At 58.0% G+C, this 14,304-nt stretch carries 16 protein-coding genes; 11 read left to right on the forward strand and 5 right to left on the reverse strand.

The genetic code is table 11. The annotated features are described in order from the left end of the window. Positions 1–17: 17 nt before the first annotated feature. From argH to AC2FFP_RS11005, 5 genes are all read left to right on the forward strand, one after another. Positions 18–1,406 carry an argininosuccinate lyase gene (argH, locus tag AC2FFP_RS10985; protein ID WP_496881028.1) on the forward strand — a complete coding sequence of 463 codons (1,389 nt, stop codon included), beginning with the start codon at positions 18–20 and terminating at the stop codon, positions 1,404–1,406. Further along, positions 1,406–1,588 carry an argininosuccinate lyase gene (locus tag AC2FFP_RS10990; protein ID WP_496722925.1) on the forward strand — a complete coding sequence of 61 codons (183 nt, stop codon included), beginning with the start codon at positions 1,406–1,408 and terminating at the stop codon, positions 1,586–1,588. Before argH ends, AC2FFP_RS10990 begins: the two co-directional genes overlap by 1 nt. A gap of 82 nt (positions 1,589–1,670) precedes the next feature. Next, positions 1,671–1,820: a hypothetical protein gene (locus tag AC2FFP_RS10995; RefSeq protein WP_186437433.1), complete on the forward strand. Its 150-nt coding sequence runs from the start codon at positions 1,671–1,673 to the stop codon at positions 1,818–1,820. 53 nt (positions 1,821–1,873) lie between these two features. Further along, positions 1,874–3,139, forward strand: a complete 1,266-nt coding sequence (gene lysA, locus AC2FFP_RS11000) for a diaminopimelate decarboxylase (protein WP_282169815.1) — start codon at positions 1,874–1,876, stop codon at positions 3,137–3,139. 36 nt (positions 3,140–3,175) lie between these two features. Continuing rightward, positions 3,176–5,722 (forward strand): TIGR02302 family protein, encoded by a 2,547-nt coding sequence (locus AC2FFP_RS11005; protein WP_496881029.1) that lies wholly within the window; start codon positions 3,176–3,178, stop codon positions 5,720–5,722. Positions 5,723–5,728: 6 nt separating this feature from the next. Here the strand turns inward: AC2FFP_RS11005 and AC2FFP_RS11010 are convergent, their stop codons facing one another. Continuing rightward, the gene (locus AC2FFP_RS11010) at positions 5,729–6,448 is read right to left on the reverse strand and encodes a zinc-ribbon domain-containing protein (RefSeq protein ID WP_496844545.1); all 720 of its coding nucleotides are present in this window, start codon (positions 6,446–6,448) and stop codon (positions 5,729–5,731) included. 184 nt (positions 6,449–6,632) lie between these two features. Between AC2FFP_RS11010 and AC2FFP_RS11015 the strand changes: the two genes are divergently transcribed. The 5 genes from AC2FFP_RS11015 to AC2FFP_RS11035 all read left to right on the forward strand — a co-directional run bounded on the left by AC2FFP_RS11015 (position 6,633) and on the right by AC2FFP_RS11035 (position 10,663). Beyond that, positions 6,633–7,310 carry a cell division ATP-binding protein FtsE gene (locus tag AC2FFP_RS11015; RefSeq protein WP_496725816.1) on the forward strand — a complete coding sequence of 226 codons (678 nt, stop codon included), beginning with the start codon at positions 6,633–6,635 and terminating at the stop codon, positions 7,308–7,310. Then, positions 7,307–8,206 carry a cell division protein FtsX gene (locus AC2FFP_RS11020; RefSeq protein WP_282120101.1) on the forward strand — a complete coding sequence of 300 codons (900 nt, stop codon included), beginning with the start codon at positions 7,307–7,309 and terminating at the stop codon, positions 8,204–8,206. Before AC2FFP_RS11015 ends, AC2FFP_RS11020 begins: the two co-directional genes overlap by 4 nt. Then, positions 8,206–8,946, forward strand: a complete 741-nt coding sequence (locus AC2FFP_RS11025; protein WP_496844547.1) for a lysophospholipid acyltransferase family protein — start codon at positions 8,206–8,208, stop codon at positions 8,944–8,946. The genes AC2FFP_RS11020 and AC2FFP_RS11025 overlap by 1 nt, the downstream gene beginning before the upstream one ends. Further along, on the forward strand, positions 8,933–9,538 hold the full coding sequence (locus AC2FFP_RS11030) for a pyridoxamine 5'-phosphate oxidase family protein (RefSeq protein WP_496778935.1): 606 nt from the start codon (positions 8,933–8,935) through the stop codon (positions 9,536–9,538). The genes AC2FFP_RS11025 and AC2FFP_RS11030 overlap by 14 nt, the downstream gene beginning before the upstream one ends. 87 nt (positions 9,539–9,625) lie before the next feature. Further along, positions 9,626–10,663, forward strand: a complete 1,038-nt coding sequence (locus AC2FFP_RS11035; protein WP_496778933.1) for a sterol desaturase family protein — start codon at positions 9,626–9,628, stop codon at positions 10,661–10,663. A gap of 126 nt (positions 10,664–10,789) precedes the next feature. Here AC2FFP_RS11035 and AC2FFP_RS11040 read toward each other — a convergent pair whose 3' ends face one another. Then, the gene (locus AC2FFP_RS11040) at positions 10,790–11,383 is read right to left on the reverse strand and encodes an NAD(P)H-dependent oxidoreductase (RefSeq protein WP_496767555.1); all 594 of its coding nucleotides are present in this window, start codon (positions 11,381–11,383) and stop codon (positions 10,790–10,792) included. A 102-nt stretch (positions 11,384–11,485) separates the two neighbouring features. Here AC2FFP_RS11040 and AC2FFP_RS11045 point away from each other — a divergent pair, with 102 nt between their 5' ends. Then, positions 11,486–12,064 carry a TetR/AcrR family transcriptional regulator gene (locus AC2FFP_RS11045; protein WP_496881030.1) on the forward strand — a complete coding sequence of 193 codons (579 nt, stop codon included), beginning with the start codon at positions 11,486–11,488 and terminating at the stop codon, positions 12,062–12,064. Between the two features lie 19 nt (positions 12,065–12,083). On the opposite strand, the gene lpdA is transcribed toward AC2FFP_RS11045, so the two are convergent. The 3 genes from lpdA to AC2FFP_RS11060 form a co-directional block, all read right to left on the reverse strand. Continuing rightward, entirely contained in the window at positions 12,084–13,472 is a 1,389-nt protein-coding gene (gene lpdA, locus AC2FFP_RS11050; RefSeq protein ID WP_496881031.1) for a dihydrolipoyl dehydrogenase, read from the reverse strand. Positions 13,473–13,561: 89 nt separating this feature from the next. After that, entirely contained in the window at positions 13,562–13,951 is a 390-nt protein-coding gene (locus AC2FFP_RS11055; protein WP_496881032.1) for an MAPEG family protein, read from the reverse strand. Between the two features lie 82 nt (positions 13,952–14,033). After that, the gene (locus tag AC2FFP_RS11060; RefSeq protein WP_058273540.1) at positions 14,034–14,303 is read right to left on the reverse strand and encodes a hypothetical protein; all 270 of its coding nucleotides are present in this window, start codon (positions 14,301–14,303) and stop codon (positions 14,034–14,036) included. Position 14,304: the final 1 nt, after the last annotated feature.

Consider the following 14,304-nt stretch of genomic DNA (forward strand, 5'->3'; position numbering starts at 1 on the left):
ACTCCGGGTTTTCTTACATGACCGATCAATCTTCGAACCAGATGTGGGGCGGCCGCTTTGCCGCCGGTCCAGACGCGATCATGGAGGCGATCAATGCCTCGATCGGGTTCGATCAGCGGATGGCAGCCCAGGACATTGCAGGCTCGCGTGCCCATGCCGCCATGCTGGCTGCCACAGGTGTTATTACTGATAGTGATGCGCAGGCTATTCGGGAAGGGCTGCTCACCGTTTTGTCAGAAATCCAGAACGGAGAATTTCAGTTCTCGACCGCGCTGGAAGACATCCACATGAATGTCGAGGCGCGCCTGAAAGAGGTGATTGGCGAACCCGCAGGCCGTTTGCACACAGGCCGGTCGCGCAATGATCAGGTGGCGACCGATTTCAAACTATGGGTCCGTGATCAGTTTGATGCGGCTGAATCCGGTCTGCTGGCCCTGATCCGCGCGCTTTTGGCGCAGGCTGAGGCTGGCGCTGATTCGGTCATGCCTGGCTTCACCCACTTGCAAACCGCCCAGCCAGTGACTTGGGGCCATCATATGATGGCTTATGTCGAGATGTTCGGCCGTGACCTGTCCCGCGTCCGCGATGCCCGCGCCCGGATGAACGAATCCCCCTTGGGTGCAGCCGCGCTGGCTGGAACGTCCTTCCCCATCGATCGTCAGATGACGGCTGAGGCGCTGGGCTTTGACCGCCCCGCCGCCAACTCACTGGATGCGGTCAGCGACCGTGATTTCGCGCTCGAATTCCTGTCGACCGCCTCAATCTGCGCTGTGCACTTGTCGCGCTTTGCCGAAGAGCTGGTCATCTGGTCTTCGGCTCAGTTCCGGTTTGTTACGCTTTCTGACCGGTTCTCGACCGGATCGTCGATCATGCCGCAGAAAAAGAACCCTGATGCCGCGGAACTGATCCGTGCCAAAGTAGGTCGGATTTACGGTGCGAATACTGCGCTGATGATGGTTATGAAGGGCTTGCCGCTGGCGTATTCCAAGGACATGCAGGAAGACAAGGAACAGGTCTTTGATGCCGCAGATAACTGGATGCTTGCTCTGGCCGCGATGGAAGGCATGGTCAAGGACATGACGGCCAACCGCGAAAGCCTTGCTGCCGCCGCAGGGTCTGGTTTTTCGACTGCGACCGATCTGGCCGATTGGCTGGTCCGTGTGCCGGGCCTGCCGTTCCGCGACGCGCACCACGTTACCGGATCGCTGGTCGCCATGGCGGAAAGCAAGGGTTGTGACCTGCCTGATCTGACGCTGGAAGACATGCAATCGGTCCATGCGGACATCAACGACAATGTCTATTCTGTCCTTACCGTCGAAAATTCGGTAAACTCACGCCAGTCTTATGGCGGCACGGCACCAGATCAGGTGCGTGCCCAGGTCAAGCGGTGGAAGGCGCTGGTGTGATGCAGATACTACGTGTGGTCCTACTAATCGCGGCCGGGGTTGCCCTGGCAGGCTGCGGAGCGGATGGCGAACCCATCCAACCCACGATGAGCGCAAATATCGGTGTCGGCAGCAGTGGCACCTATGGCGGTGTCGGGGTCGGTCTGCGACGCGGTGGGCTGGGCGTTTTCCTAGGGTTGTAATCGTCGATGGCAATCTCGCACAACCATGCCTATTTGAACGGCATAGTGGCCGAGTGCCAAATTCAAAAAAGAAGTCAAGACAATGAAAATCATCGGCCTGATCCTCTCGCTTGTCGTACTGGCAGCTTGCGACCCAACATATAAACCCCGCCCCGAGCCCGCAGAGACATCAACCGGGAACGGCATCAAAATCTCGGGCTATGGCCGGGTCGGTGTTTCCACATCGAACTGATCTTGCGCGGAATCCATTGATCCGCGTGGCCATTTTGGTCTAAGCGCGCAGTCATGGATCACTTTCTCTACCGCGACGGCGCGCTATACGCCGAGGATGTCCCGATTTCCGAAATCGCAGCCGCGGTCGGAACACCGTTTTATGTTTATTCCACCGCCACGCTGTTGAGGCACTTCCAGCTGTTTGATGACGCGCTGGAAGGGATGGACCATCTAGTCTGCTATGCCATGAAAGCGGCCAGCAATCAGGCGATCCTGAAGACGCTGGCACAGGCCGGTGCGGGGATGGACGTGGTCTCGGGCGGGGAATACCTGCGTGCCAAGGCGGCTGGCGTGCCGGGCGACAAGATCGTGTTCTCGGGCGTTGGCAAGACCGCGGATGAGATTCGCGCTGCGCTGAGCGGCGGTATCCGCCAGTTCAACGTAGAATCCGAACCTGAGATGGAAGTGATCAACGCCATCGCGTTGGAACTGGGTGTGGTCGCGCCGATCACCGTTCGGGTGAATCCGGACGTAGACGCCAAGACCCATGCCAAGATCGCGACTGGCAAGTCTGAGAACAAGTTTGGGATCCCGATCGCACGCGCATCTGAGGTTTATGCCCACGCAGCCAGCCTTCCGGGGCTGGAGGTGATCGGTATCGACGTCCATATCGGCTCGCAACTGACCGAGTTAGAGCCGTTCGAGATGGCATACACCAAAGTCGCCGAACTTACCGAAAAGTTGCGGTCCGAGGGACACAATATCCGACGCCTTGATCTGGGCGGGGGATTGGGCATTCCATACACCCGCGCCAATGACGCACCACCGTTGCCGGTGGAGTATGGCGCGTTGATCAAGAAAACGCTGGGCCATCTGGGCTGCGAGATCGAGATCGAACCTGGCCGCCTGATTGCCGGAAACGCCGGTCTGATGGTCAGCAAGGTAATTTACGTGAAATCTGGCGAGGGTCGTGACTTCCTGATTCTGGATGGCGCGATGAACGACCTGATCCGTCCGGCTATGTACGAGGCACATCACGATATCGTTGCCGTGCAGGAACCCGCTCCGGGCGTTGAGCAGCAACCCTATGACATTGTTGGCCCGGTTTGCGAAAGCGGCGATACTTTTGCCAAGGAACGCAATATGCCGCCGCTGGCACCGGGCGATCTGGTCGCATTTCGCAGCGCCGGGGCCTATGGCGCAGTTATGTCCAGCGAATACAATACCCGCCCCCTGATCCCAGAGGTTCTTGTGCACGGGGATCAATTTGCAGTTATTCGTGAACGGCCAAGCTTTGACGAAATCATAAACCGCGATACCATACCTGAGTGGCTTTGACGCGATAGGCGCGTGGGCCCGATCAGGAGGCCCGCTTTGCGCGCAAAACACAACCTGCCGATCCCAAGACTGTCCCTGTGGCTGACGCACGCAGGGATGCTGGCCGAGCAGTTCTTGCGTGCATTTTGGCCCTTTTTCTCGGTTTTGATGGCGATTCTGGCGGCTTTGATGCTGGGTTTGCAGGACGAGGTCCGCGTTGAAATCGTCTGGGGCGTGGGCGCTGTCGCACTGTTGGGGCTGGCCGCTACGCTGTTTGTTGGTGCAAGGCGATTCCATTTCCCTTCACGTGCCGAAGCGCTGATGCGGCTGGATGCGGCGATGCCGGGGCGGCCTATCCAAGCTTTGATAGATGATCAGGCCATCGGCGCGATGGACGCGGATTCCGTCGCGTTGTGGCGCGCGCACCAGAATAGGATGGCGCGACGTGTTGCGCAGGCGGAACCTGTCAAACCCGATTTGCGGCTGGCAGATCGCGACCCCTATGCGCTGCGTTATTCGGCACTGCTTGCGCTGGTGATCGCAGCGATGTTCGGGTCGTTCTGGCGCATCGGCTCAGTGGCTGAGATGACGCCGGGCGCTGCCGTGGCAGGGCAAGGCCCCAGCTGGGAAGGCTGGGTTGAGCCGCCGCGTTACACCGGGCTACCGACGCTGTATCTGGCTGATCAATCCGATCCAACACTGTCTGTCCCGCAGGGCAGCCGGATCACTTTGCGCTTCTACGGGGAAATCGGCGCGCACAGTTTGACTGAAACCACCACGCCTTTGGGCACTGAGGCGGCCACCGAGCCGGAGCAGGATTTTGTCGTCGAACGCTCGGGCCAGTTCATAATCGACGGCCCATCGGGCCGCGACTGGGCGCTGAACGTCATTGCGGATACCCGCCCACAGGTGGCCGTGGCGGGTTCCGCCGAGTCCGAGGCCGGCGGTCAGATGAAACTGCCATTTGCTGCCAGCGATGATTATGGCGTGGTATCCGGCTCTGCTGTGATCGAACTGGATCTGGCCTCGGTCGACCGCCGGTATGGTTTGACCTCTGCGCCTGAGCCGCGCGAGGTCATCAAGGTTGAACTGCCCATGCCGATCACCGGTGATCGGGCGGATTTCACCGAAGATCTTATCGAGGATTTTTCACAACACCCTTGGGCGCATTTGCCGGTAAAAGTAACCCTGATGGCCCGTGACGCGGCGGATCAAGTGGGGCAATCCGAGCCTTATGCGACTGCGCTGCCCGCGCGCCGGTTCTTTGACCCGCTGGCCGCCGCCGTGATCGAACAGCGCCGCGATCTGCTGTGGACGCGCGAAAACGCGACCCGGGTTTCGCAAATGCTGCGGGCGGTATCGCACTTGCCCGAAGAGCTTTTCCGGTCGGACACTGCCTATCTGCGCCTGCGCGTGATCCTGCGCCGTTTGGAGATGTTCAACGAGTACGGCCTGAAACCGGAACAGCAGGCAGAAATCGCCGAGGCGCTTTGGGAGCTAGGCGTTCTGATAGAAGACGGCACCCTTGCCGACGCGCTGGAACGCATGCGCCGCGCGCAGGAACGTCTGACTGAGGCGATGAAAAACGGTGCCACCGATGAAGAGATCGCCGAGTTGATGCAGGAACTGCGCGAGGCGACGCAGGACTACATGCGCCAATTGCAGCGTCTGGCACAGGAAAACGGCGAGTTCGACGAGAACCAGCAAGGTCAGGACGGTGAGTCCATGCAAATGACGCAGGACGACCTGCAGCGCATGATGGACCGCATTCAAGAGCTGATGGAACAGGGCCGTATGGCCGAAGCGCAGCAAGCGCTGGAAGAGTTCCAGCAGATGATGGAGAATATGCGCGTCACCCAGGGCCAGGGTCAGGGGCAACAGTCCGAAGGCCAGCAGGCGATGGAAGGATTGGCCGAAACTCTGCGCGAACAGCAAGGTCTGAGCGATCAAGCCTTCCGTGATCTGCAGGAACAGTTCAACCCCGGCGCGCAAGCCGGCGAAAGCCAGGGCAACGAAGGCCGCTCGGGTGGGCAGGGCCGGGGCCAGAGCCACGAAGGACAAGGCGGTCAGGGTCAGGGGACTGACGAACAGGGCAGCGGCAGCCAGCAAGGCCAGGGGTCACTTGCAGATCGCCAACAGGCCTTACGCGATGAGCTGAACCGGCAGCAGCAGGGATTGCCCGGCACCGGAACCCCCGAAGGTGACGCCGCGCGCGATGCGCTGGATCGTGCCGGGCGCGCGATGGAGGGCGCCGAAGAAGCCCTGCGCGGCGATGATCTGGCCGAAGCAATCGACCAACAGTCCGAAGCGATGGAGGCTCTGCGCGAGGGGATGCGATCTCTGGGCGAAGCACTGGCCCAAAACCAGCAGAACCAGCCGGGCCAAGGGTCGCAGGAAGGAGATATGCAAGCCGACAACCGTGACCCATTGGGACGCAGCCCGGGGGCCAATGGCACAATCTCGACCGATGAAAACCTGTTGCAGGGTGAAGATGTCTATCGTCGCGCCCGCGAATTGCTGGACGAAATCCGCCGCCGGACTGGGGAATCGGATCGCCCCCAGATCGAACTTGAATACCTCAAACGCCTGTTAGAGAGGTTCTGATCTAAGTCAGTTCTGAGAGGTGCCAGACCCGGTCTGTGCCTCAAGCCACAAACGCGCCTGATCCACCAGAGACACATAGCTGTTGAGAACCGGATCAGCCTGCGGCACCGCTTCGGAAATCTTCTGAGAATTGCTGTAGATCAGCAACAGGATCACCCCGACAACCAGAATCAGCAGGAATCCGCGTCGGAACCCGCCAGACTTGCGGGGCGGGGGCATGTCCTCGTCCAGCTTTGGCAAGGGATCGTCGCTGCGCAGGCTGGAATTGATTGCCTCGACATCCGGCAGCGCGTCTTTCTGACCGAAATCCTTTGCGGTTTCTGTCGCGATCAGGTCCTTGGCGGCTTTTTCCACTTCGGGCGGCGCGTCGAGAGCCAAATCGGTCTGCGTCTCAAGGCTGTTGCCTTCGTGGGCGCGCAGGTCTGCTTCGCGGGCCGCTTCTTCCTTGAGGATGTTGGCAACCGCCGGGTCGACATTGCCGGTCGAGGAAGCTGCGGCAGGTTCGGGCTCTTCGACAGGTTTCGCGACAATCTCTGGCGTTTCCGCCTTTGCCGCGGGTTCGTCCGCGGGCGGTTCCGGCCTTACCGGTTCAGATGCAGTTTCGGGGTATTTGGCCTGAAACCAAGTCTTTTCGCAGTTGGAACACTGCACATCGCGGCCTTCCTCGGGAATGACCTCGTCTGGCACTTCGTACTGAGCACCACAATTCGGACAAGTAAGACGCATGCTGCCTCCCGGTCGGGGGGCCGACCTGATAATAGTTTTTTCAGGGATGTTATTCCGTTAAGACCTGACCGCAAAGGGTGTTTTCGGTTTCACACGGCAAGTGTCACCAATTCGACCCGGTGCAGGCATTGAAACCACAACCGCGCTCGGGCAAGAAGGGCGGCAACAATAATTGGGGGCCCTTGTGATCGAGCTGGAAAACGTCAGCTACACCTATGGTGATGGTGAGTTGCTGAGCGACGTATCGCTTCAGTTGCAGCCGGGGTCGTTCCATTTTCTGACCGGTCCGTCGGGTGCGGGCAAGACGACCTTGCTCAAGCTGTGTTATGGCGCGTTGCTGGCCACATCAGGACGGCTGAGCGCATTTGAGCAGGATATTGCACGCCTGGACCGAGATCAGATGGCGCTGCTGCGTCGCCGGATCGGGGTTGTGCATCAGGATTGCCGATTTCTGGACCATATGACCTTGGCTGAAAACGTCGCGTTACCATTGATGGTGTCCGGCAAAGGCGAGAATGCGCAGAAAGAGGACCTGCTGGAATTGCTGAACTGGGTCGGGCTGGGCACACGGCTCGATGCGCTTCCGCCGGAACTTTCCGGGGGTGAGCGTCAGCGCGCGGCATTGGCGCGGGCTGTCATCCTGTCACCGGACGTTGTGCTGGCAGATGAGCCGACCGGCAATGTGGATTGGGAAATGTCCCAGCGATTGCTGCGCCTGCTGGTCGAGTTGAACAAAATGGGCAAGACCGTGCTGATCGCAACCCATGACCTGAGCCTGATCCGCGCGGCCAAAAGCCAGGTTCAGGCCCGTGTCCTTCGGATATCGCAGCGCCAGATTCAATTGGCGGGGGCGGATCTATGAACAAGGGCACCATCCGCAGCATGCTGGTGCGCGACAAACGCGCAGATCGGGTTGTTCCACCATCCGGCTACACGGCGCAGCTGACACTGTTCGTTTCTGGCGCGATGGCCTTTCTGGCCGTTTTCGCGCTTGCCTTGTCGCTGGCATCTGGCCGGCTGGCCGACCGTTGGGCATCGGAACTAGCAGGGGCTGCCACTTTGCGTATAAACGCGCCCGCCGAACAGCTTTCCGCCCAGACCGAGGCCGCACTGACCGTGCTGGCCCAAACCCCAGGCGTTGCGTCGGCACGCGCTCTGACTGCCGAGGAACAGGTTGCGCTTTTGTCCCCGTGGTTCGGTCCTGATTTGCCGCTTGATACGCTGCCTATTCCACAACTGATAGAAATCATCGAGGGCGAACCGGGTCTTGATACCGCTGGCTTGCGCTTGCGACTTGGTGCCGAAGTGCCCGGCGCCGTGCTGGACGACCATTCACGCTGGCGCGAGCCGCTGGTCGAGGCGGCAAACTCGCTGCGGCGATTGGGCTGGGTGTCTATCCTGCTGATTGGCGGCGCAACGGCGGCGATGATCACGCTGGCGGCCAATGCCTCATTGGCGGCCAATGCGCAGATCATCGAAGTCCTGCGTCTGGTCGGTGCCCGTGATCGTTTCATCGCCAGCGCATTTGTACGGCGGTTCACATATCGCGCTTTCTTCGGTGCGCTGGTCGGCGTGCTGTTCGGCATGACCGGTGTTCTGCTGTTGCCCGAAGCCTCAGTTGAAGGCGGGTTTCTGACCGGATTGGGTTTTCAGGGGGTTGGCTGGCTGTTGCCTGCGCTGATACCTCTGCTGGGGGCTGCGGTGGCGTTCTTGGCCACCTGGACAGCGGCCGTGCGCAAATTGAAGGAGCTTTCGTGATGGCTACAGCGGTCCAATGGGTGCGTTCTTTGATCTTCATGATCGTGATTTATGCGTGGATGCTGATCCTTGGAATCGTCTTCGCCCCTTACGCGTTGTTTGCAAAACGTGGGGCATTGCAGGCCTGTAAATCCTACGCGCGATCGACGATCTGGTTGGCAAGCTGGATGGTTGGCATCCGTTGTGAGGTTCGCGGAAACGTTCCAGTGGACGAGGTCGTAATTGGAGCCAAACACCAGTCCTTTCTCGACATCATCATGATTTTCAGCGCCATTCCGCACGGCAAGTTCATTATGAAAAGGGAACTGCTGTATACCCCGGTTATCGGTCTCTATGCCCGTCGCCTTGGGTGCATACCGGTTGATCGCGGCAGAAAGGGTGCTGCCGTCGCCAAGATGGTCAAAGACGTGGCTAAAGAGTTCTCTGAACCCGGGCAGCTTGTGATTTACCCGCAGGGCACACGCGTCGCACCGGGGGCGAAGAAACCTTACAAAGTTGGGACGGCAGTTCTGTATGAAGGACTGGGCTTTCCTTGTGTGCCGGTTGCGACGAATGCTGGTGTTTTCTGGCCGCGTACCGGGGTTATGCGCAAACCTGGTCTTGCAATCGTCGACTTTCTTGACCCGATCGAACCGGGTGTGGGGCGGGATCAATTTCTTGGACGTCTGGAAGACGTGATCGAAACACGATCCAATGCATTGATGCGAGAAGTGGGGTTTGAACCGGATGGAGTTCATTAAGGACATCGAATCGCTCGAGGCGCTCTACGGGACGCCGGGCGCGCCTGCAATGCGCAAAGTGGCCAGACAACTCACACCGCTTTATCGCAAGTGGATCATGGCGTCGCGCCTGTGCATCCTCAGCACCGTTGGGCCCGAGGGTGTCGATGGCAGCCCGCGAGGTGACGACGGCCCGGTTGTACTGGAACTTGATCCGCACACACTGGCGATGCCTGACTGGCGCGGAAATAACCGGCTGGACAGTCTGCGCAATATCGTGCGCGACCCGCGAGTGTCGTTGATGTTCATGGTGCCGGGGTCCAACAGTGTCGTGCGATTGAATGGCACGGCGCATGTGACAGCTGATGAAAATTTGCGCGCGCGGTTCGAAAAGCAGGGCAAAAGACCAGCAACAGTGATCGTTTTCGAAATCACTGAGATTTACACCCAATGCGCCCGCGCCTTGATGCGGGCCCGTACTTGGGTCAGCGGCGACGAGACTGCGCATGTGCCGACCGTCGGTGAAATCCTCGCCGAGGCGTCAGACGGCGACGAAGGCGGCACGCAATATGATCGCGAATGGGGTGCGCGCGCCGCAAAGACGATGTGGTGAACTGACCACAAATCGTCACGGAATTGTCACTAGTGTGGACAAATGCTCGGCCAAAATTAAGGATGTAAAAAACGATCCGAGGCCACAATGCAGCAGTTACAATCCCTTCTGAACTCGTTTTTTGAACACGTTCGGAATGTACTTATGTATCCGTTCGATCCCGTTAATCGAATCTACTACGTTTATTTGTGCAGTTCGGTTTTGATCGCGTTCTGGATTTACGTCAGAAATCGAAAAAACACATCTGAGGTTTTGGGCGAAAAGAGCTTTGTTGGTTTTCTGTTCCCTAAAAAGGTCTGGAGGCACCCATCAGCTTGGCTTGATGTCCGATACTTCTTTTTTCATATGTTTATTGGTCACTTCTTGATGATTGGCCTGTCCGCTGCTGCTGCGGCTCTGTCCTACTATTGGGCGAGCGGCGGGTTCAGTATCAATGAAGCTGCTCCGGCACAATCCTTAGAGGGTTGGACAGGCGCCGGTATCACCGTTGCGTATATGGCTGTACTGTTCCTTGTCGCAGATTTTCTTGGCTTTTTTGCGCACTATCTACAGCATAAAATCCCGCTTTTGTGGCAATTTCACAAAGTCCATCACAGCGCTGAAGTGATGCACCCGATTTCCAACTTCCGCGAGCATCCGATTGATAATTTTTTTTACAATATTTTGATTGGTTTGGGCGGGGGGGCTATCACCGGCTTCACTTTCCGGATCTTGGGGTATCACCCCAACCTACCTGTTATTTTGGGCGTTCCGGTTTTTATGTTCCTGTTTAACTTCGCGGGCTATAATTTGCGCCATTCCCATATATGGCTGCGTTGGCCCGGTGTTTGGTCAAAAGTATTTCCGTCACCCGCGCATCATCACGTGCATCACAGCTGTCACCCGGATCACCTGGACAAGAACTTTGCTTTCATGTTCCCATTCTGGGATGTGGTTTTCGGCACTTACGTGATGCCTGAAGACAACAGGGACGTGAAATTTGGTGTAACGGAAAAGGACAACGGCCTGAGGTTGGACTCTTGCCTGAAACTGTACGTGTTGCCGTTCCAGGATGCGTGGCGTCTGTTCCGGCCCAAAAAGCCGTCGGCTCAATCTAACTCTGTCACCAACGAGCCAGCGGAATAATGTTAATCGGTCGACCACCCGGTTGCGCCCGGGTTGTCCCATATTGAATTCACTATTGGATCGACCTGCCGCCGTAGGCGAGCGCAACTTTATGAGCGGCCTTGAATAGGTCGGGTAAGCACGGGATCAGGCTGCCGCGGCACCGATCCGGGCTACCTTTGATATCCAACGATCCACGCTGCCGGGTTTGGGATAGCTGGCGCCCGAAAAGTAAGTGAACCGGGTCGGTTTGAAGCCGACAAATCCCAGAATCTGATCGCGGATCTGGCGGATCAGGGCTTGCCTGTAGATCAAACGCATGAACCAGCCCGGCGTGTCCGAGGTCAGGATGACCCGCGCTGTGCGCCCTGTCAGCATAGGTGCTGGAAAGCCGATCCTTGTAGTATTCCGCGTGTCGAAGGTGCGTCCGGGGATGAATGCCCGGTCAATCAAACCTTTCAGCTTGGCCGGCAAGCCGCCCCACCACATCGGTGCCGTCAGGACAAGGTGTTCGCTCCATTCAAGATCCTGCAGCACTTGTTCCAATGCGGGTTCCAACGGTTTGAAGTCCTCATAGTTTCCCTGACCGAAGTCATGGTCAAATTGCAGGTCGCTTAGGTGAATCATGCGAACGTCGTGCCCCTGTCGTTTGGCCGCGTCAGCATAGGTTTCAGCAAATGTTCGGGACAGGCTGGTTTCGCCTGGGTGTCCGTCGAGGATCAGGATTTTCTTAGGTTGCATCGCGAATCTCCAAAAATGACCATGGTCAGTTTATAAGTGGAAAAAATGACCACGGTCAATTAAAAAATTTGACCACGGTCAAAAAACATGCGAACAGGGCATATGCAAAAGACAGTTCAAAAGAGAACCCTTAAAACGCGCGCCCGATTAATTGAGGCGGCAGAGGACGTTATCGAAAGAAACGGCTATCAGGCTTTGCGAGTGGAAGACGTGGTTCAGGCAGCCGGGGTCGCAAAGGGAACCTTTTTTGCGCATTTCCGGGACAAAGACGCGCTAATGGAAATGCTGATTGGTGAGAGGCTGGTTGCCTGTTTCGATCAGGTCGAACAGGGCACCGCCCCACGCACGGCCCCCGAAATCGCCGATGCGCTGCAACCGATCCACGCCTTCATGACGTCCGAGCGCTATGTGTTTGATCTGATCATTCGGTACTCAGGCGCTACGGCAATCACCGAGATCGGGCCCATAGCGCGTTGCTTCGAACGCTATGTCCGACTGGTCGCTGGTTGGTTGGAAACCGCGAAGGTGCGCAAGGACATTTCCCCCGACTTGTTGGCCGAGGGGGTTCAGGCTTTTGCTATTCAGTCAATGTCGCTGAAGTTCTGCGCTCTGCATGAAGCAGAGAGTTTTTCAGACAGGTTGGAAATCTATCTGGACGCGTGGTTAACCCCGGCAACCTGACGGCGGCCGGGGTTTAATATTAACTGTGAATCGGTCCGTCGCCACAGGCCAACGCAGCCTCACGCACGGCTTCCGAATAAGTTGGGTGGGCGTGGCAGGTCAGGGCCAGATCTTCGGCCGAGGCGCCGAACTCCATCGCCACACAGACTTCATGAATCAGATCGCCCGCACCGGGGCCGATGATGTGGCAGCCCAGAATGCGATCAGTTTCCTTGTCGGCCAGGATCTTGACAAACCCATCGGTCATTAAGTTCGCCTTGGCGCGGCCGTTGCCCATGAACATGAACTTGCCGACCTTATAGGCGCGCCCCTGTTCTTTCAGCGTCTCTTCGGTTTCGCCAACATTGGCGACCTCGGGCCATGTGTAGATCACACCCGGGATGACGCCGTAATTCACGTGCCCATGCTTACCCGCAACCTGCTCGGCTGCGGCCATACCTTCATCTTCGGCCTTGTGCGCCAGCATGGGGCCTTCGGTCACGTCACCGATAGCGTAGATGCCCGGCACGTTTGTCTGCCAATCGGCCCCCACCTTGATCTGACCACGCGGTGTCATTTCAACACCCAACGCTTCCAGGCCCAAACCATCCGAGAATGGTTTGCGTCCGGTGGCGACCAGAACTGTGTCTGCCTCGATCACATGTTCGCTGTCATCCTTGCGCAGCTTGTAAGTCACTTTGGCCTTGGTCTTGGTGGCTTCGGTCTTTTGAACCGCCGCGCCCATGACAAATTTCAGGCCTTGTTTCTTTAGGATGCGCTGGAAAGTCTTCTGCACCTCAGGGTCCATGCCGGGAGTGATCGCATCTAGGAATTCGACCACAGTCACCTCAGCGCCCAGACGCTGATAGACCGAGCCCAGTTCCAGCCCGATCACGCCCGCGCCGATCACCACCAACTTCTTTGGAACCTTGTTCAGGGACAAAGCGCCGGTCGAAGTTACCACAACCTTTTCGTCCACCTCGACACCGGGCAGAGAGGACGGTTCGGACCCGGATGCGATGATGATGTTCTTTGCGGTGTGAATCTCATCACCCACTTTGACCTGACCGGCTGCGGGGATCGAGCCCCAGCCTTTCAGCCAGTCGATCTTGTTTTTCTTGAACAGGAACTCGATACCCTTGGTATTGCCGTCGATCGTTTCCTGCTTGTAACCCTGCATCTGTTTCCAATCGACCGAGGGGCTTTTGCCCTTCAGGCCCATCTTGGCAAAGTTATGCTCGGCCTCATGAAGCTGATGGCTGGCATGCAGCAGCGCCTTCGAGGGGATACAGCCGACGTTCAGGCACGTGCCGCCCAGAGTCTCACGCCCTTCGACGCAGGCAGTCTTCAGGCCCAGCTGAGCGCAACGGATGGCGCAAACATAGCCGCCGGGGCCTGATCCGATTACGATAACGTCATAATTTGCCATGTGTCAGGTCCTTATCGATTACGGGGATGGCGACATTTGTATGCGCGCCAGGGCGTTTCCCCATTACTTTATCCACGCCAGCGACTGAATCAAAAGACAGCCGCCAGCAACATTAAAGTGTTGGCCAACAAGCCAACAATCCAAATCACAGTTCGCCAAGGCGTCCAACCCAATGCGTAGGCGGGGACGTAGAGGATGCGGGCGATCAAATAGATCCAGCTACAGGCCGCAGTGAGCCCGTTCGACTGGCCCGAAACCGTCACGACAAGCGCCGCAATTGCGAACAGAACCAACCCTTCGGTGTGGTTGCTGAGGGCACGGTGCAGACGCCCCGAAACCCCCGGTTTGTCAAAAGGAATATCTCGCGGGCCAACCGCAAGGCCAAGGTCAATCTTACCGTGCCCGGCAGCCAGATAGACCACGAATTGCGCGACCCAAAGTAATGCGGCAAGGGTCAGGACGGTTAGTTCCGTGGTCATCCAGTGGTTCCCTTTGAGCTGTCGAAAGTCATCGCGTTACCCGTTTGTGCCGCGCCCCAATGGGAGGCGCAGCCTAATGCTTTCAGACAGGGTCCAGAACCTTGGTCTGGATATGTGCCACGCCACCACGTTCGTGGTGCATGGCCAGCTCTTCGGATTCGATGAAGCTCTGGGCTCGGTCGAGATCGGTGATCTCGAACAACGCGACCGCGTGGTCCTTGCGATCAGGGTCTTTCCAGATATGGAGGTCGCGGATGCCCGCGGCCTCTCTCATCGGTTTGTCTTCTTCAAACACCTTCAGCCAGACATCAAAGTCGGCCACGTCGGCTTGCCAGAGTACATGTGTCGCCATG

Source organism: Ruegeria sp. YTSC004 (genome assembly GCF_059609805.1).

Excerpts from the sequence above, each read along its gene's own strand:
- argH (WP_496881028.1), top strand. The coding sequence starts at position 18 with ATGACCGATCAATCTTCGAACCAGATGTGGGGCGGCCGCTTTGCCGCC.
- AC2FFP_RS10990 (WP_496722925.1), top strand. The coding sequence starts at position 1,406 with ATGCAGATACTACGTGTGGTCCTACTAATCGCGGCCGGGGTTGCCCTG.
- AC2FFP_RS10995 (WP_186437433.1), top strand. The coding sequence starts at position 1,671 with ATGAAAATCATCGGCCTGATCCTCTCGCTTGTCGTACTGGCAGCTTGC.
- lysA (WP_282169815.1), top strand. The coding sequence starts at position 1,874 with ATGGATCACTTTCTCTACCGCGACGGCGCGCTATACGCCGAGGATGTC.
- AC2FFP_RS11010 (WP_496844545.1), bottom strand. The coding sequence starts at position 6,448 with ATGCGTCTTACTTGTCCGAATTGTGGTGCTCAGTACGAAGTGCCAGAC.
- AC2FFP_RS11020 (WP_282120101.1), top strand. The coding sequence starts at position 7,307 with ATGAACAAGGGCACCATCCGCAGCATGCTGGTGCGCGACAAACGCGCA.
- AC2FFP_RS11025 (WP_496844547.1), top strand. The coding sequence starts at position 8,206 with ATGGCTACAGCGGTCCAATGGGTGCGTTCTTTGATCTTCATGATCGTG.
- AC2FFP_RS11030 (WP_496778935.1), top strand. The coding sequence starts at position 8,933 with ATGGAGTTCATTAAGGACATCGAATCGCTCGAGGCGCTCTACGGGACG.
- AC2FFP_RS11035 (WP_496778933.1), top strand. The coding sequence starts at position 9,626 with ATGCAGCAGTTACAATCCCTTCTGAACTCGTTTTTTGAACACGTTCGG.
- AC2FFP_RS11040 (WP_496767555.1), bottom strand. The coding sequence starts at position 11,383 with ATGCAACCTAAGAAAATCCTGATCCTCGACGGACACCCAGGCGAAACC.
- AC2FFP_RS11045 (WP_496881030.1), top strand. The coding sequence starts at position 11,486 with ATGCAAAAGACAGTTCAAAAGAGAACCCTTAAAACGCGCGCCCGATTA.
- lpdA (WP_496881031.1), bottom strand. The coding sequence starts at position 13,472 with ATGGCAAATTATGACGTTATCGTAATCGGATCAGGCCCCGGCGGCTAT.
- AC2FFP_RS11055 (WP_496881032.1), bottom strand. The coding sequence starts at position 13,951 with ATGACCACGGAACTAACCGTCCTGACCCTTGCCGCATTACTTTGGGTC.
- AC2FFP_RS11060 (WP_058273540.1), bottom strand. The coding sequence starts at position 14,303 with ATGGCGACACATGTACTCTGGCAAGCCGACGTGGCCGACTTTGATGTC.